The 3,061-nt window shown below is 52.2% G+C and carries 1 rRNA gene; it reads right to left on the minus strand.

Going from position 1 to position 3,061, the window contains the following annotated elements:
* Window positions 1–85 precede the first annotated feature (85 nt).
* A 23S ribosomal RNA gene (locus tag EHN07_RS17010) occupies window positions 86–2,994 on the minus strand.
* Window positions 2,995–3,061 lie beyond the last annotated feature (67 nt).

Raw genomic sequence — 3,061 nt, forward strand, 5'->3', positions numbered from 1 at the left:
ACAGTGTTATCTGTAACCATCGACTTAAAATCTCGGTTCAGGCTGAAAATTAAAATTGTCTCTGACAAAACACCTTCGGTGTTGTAAGGTTAAGCCTCACGGTTCATTAGTACTGGTTAGCTCAACGTATCGCTACGCTTACACACCCAGCCTATCAACGTCGTCGTCTTCAACGTTCCTTCAGGAGACTTAAAGTCTCAGGGAGAACTCATCTCGGGGCAAGTTTCGCGCTTAGATGCTTTCAGCGCTTATCTTTTCCGCATTTAGCTACCGGGCAATGCCATTGGCATGACAACCCGAACACCAGTGATGCGTCCACTCCGGTCCTCTCGTACTAGGAGCAGCCCCCCTCAATTCTCCAGCGCCCACGGCAGATAGGGACCGAACTGTCTCACGACGTTCTAAACCCAGCTCGCGTACCACTTTAAATGGCGAACAGCCATACCCTTGGGACCTACTTCAGCCCCAGGATGTGATGAGCCGACATCGAGGTGCCAAACACCGCCGTCGATATGAACTCTTGGGCGGTATCAGCCTGTTATCCCCGGAGTACCTTTTATCCGTTGAGCGATGGCCCTTCCATTCAGAACCACCGGATCACTAAGACCTGCTTTCGCACCTGCTCGAGCCGTCACTCTCGCAGTCAAGCTAGCTTATGCCTTTGCACTAACCTCACGATGTCCGACCGTGATTAGCTAACCTTCGTGCTCCTCCGTTACGCTTTAGGAGGAGACCGCCCCAGTCAAACTACCCACCAGACACTGTCCGCAACCCGGATCACGGGTCTACGTTAGAACACCAGCCATTAAAGGGTGGTATTTCAAGGTTGGCTCCACAAGAACTGGCGTCCTCGCTTCAAAGCCTCCCACCTATCCTACACATCAAGGACCAGTGTTCAGTGTCAAGCTATAGTAAAGGTTCACGGGGTCTTTCCGTCTTGCCGCGGGTACACTGCATCTTCACAGCGATTTCAATTTCACTGAGTCTCGGGTGGAGACAGCCTGGCCATCATTACGCCATTCGTGCAGGTCGGAACTTACCCGACAAGGAATTTCGCTACCTTAGGACCGTTATAGTTACGGCCGCCGTTTACCGGGGCTTCGATCAAGAGCTTCAGCTTGCGCTTAACCCCATCAATTAACCTTCCGGCACCGGGCAGGCGTCACACCGTATACGTCCACTTTCGTGTTTGCACAGTGCTGTGTTTTTAATAAACAGTTGCAGCCAGCTGGTATCTTCGACTGCCTTCAGCTCCACCCGCAAGGGGTTTCACCTACCGACAGCGTGCCTTCTCCCGAAGTTACGGCACCATTTTGCCTAGTTCCTTCACCCGAGTTCTCTCAAGCGCCTTGGTATTCTCTACCTGACCACCTGTGTCGGTTTGGGGTACGATTTGATGTGACCTGATGCTTAGAGGCTTTTCCTGGAAGTGCGGCATTTGTTACTTCAGCACCGTAGTGCCTCGTCATCACACCTCAGCGTTAGATAAGAGTCCGGATTTACCTAAACTCTCCGCCTACATGCTTAAACCGGGACAACCGTCGCCCGGCTAACATAGCCCTCTCCGTCCCCCCTTCGCAGTCACACCGAGTACAGGAATATTAACCTGTTTCCCATCGACTACGCCTTTCGGCCTCGCCTTAGGGGTCGACTCACCCTGCCCCGATTAACGTTGGACAGGAACCCTTGGTCTTCCGGCGAGCGGGTTTTTCACCCGCTTTATCGTTACTTATGTCAGCATTCGCACTTCTGATACCTCCACCAGACCTCACAGTCCAGCTTCAACGGCTTACAGAACGCTCCCCTACCCAACAACGCATAAGCGTCGCTGCCGCAGCTTCGGTGCATGGTTTAGCCCCGTTACATCTTCCGCGCAGGCCGACTCGACCAGTGAGCTATTACGCTTTCTTTAAATGATGGCTGCTTCTAAGCCAACATCCTGGCTGTCTGTGCCTTCCCACATCGTTTCCCACTTAACCATGACTTTGGGACCTTAGCTGGCGGTCTGGGTTGTTTCCCTCTTCACGACGGACGTTAGCACCCGCCGTGTGTCTCCCGTGATAACATTCTTCGGTATTCGGAGTTTGCATCGGGTTGGTAAGCCGGGATGGCCCCCTAGCCGAAACAGTGCTCTACCCCCGAAGATGAGTTCACGAGGCGCTACCTAAATAGCTTTCGGGGAGAACCAGCTATCTCCCGGTTTGATTGGCCTTTCACCCCCAGCCACAAGTCATCCGCTAATTTTTCAACATTAGTCGGTTCGGTCCTCCAGTTAGTGTTACCCAACCTTCAACCTGCCCATGGCTAGATCACCGGGTTTCGGGTCTATACCCTGCAACTTAACGCCCAGTTAAGACTCGGTTTCCCTGCGGCTCCCCTATACGGTTAACCTTGCTACAGAATATAAGTCGCTGACCCATTATACAAAAGGTACGCAGTCACCCCATAAAAGAGGCTCCCACTGCTTGTACGTACACGGTTTCAGGTTCTGTTTCACTCCCCTCGCCGGGGTTCTTTTCGCCTTTCCCTCACGGTACTGGTTCACTATCGGTCAGTCAGGAGTATTTAGCCTTGGAGGATGGTCCCCCCATATTCAGACAGGATACCACGTGTCCCGCCCTACTCTTCGAGTTCACAGCATGTGTATTTTTGTGTACGGGAGTATCACCCTGTACCCTGCGACTTTCCAGACGCTTCCACTAATACACAAACTGATTCAGACTCTGGGCTGCTCCCCGTTCGCTCGCCGCTACTGGGGGAATCTCGGTTGATTTCTTTTCCTCGGGGTACTTAGATGTTTCAGTTCCCCCGGTTCGCTTCGTTAAGCTATGTATTCACTTAACGATAGTGCAACGAATTGCACTGGGTTTCCCCATTCGGAAATCGTCGGTTATAACGGTTCATATCACCTTACCGACGCTTATCGCAGATTAGCACGTCCTTCATCGCCTCTGACTGCCAGGGCATCCACCGTGTACGCTTAGTCGCTTAACCTCACAACCCGAAGATGTCTCGTAAGACACTTACGTGTTGCAAAAATTTGAGAGACTCGAACACACCG

Origin of the sequence: Buttiauxella warmboldiae (assembly GCF_003818135.1) — a bacterium.
Classification (GTDB): Bacteria; Pseudomonadota; Gammaproteobacteria; order Enterobacterales; family Enterobacteriaceae; genus Buttiauxella; species Buttiauxella warmboldiae.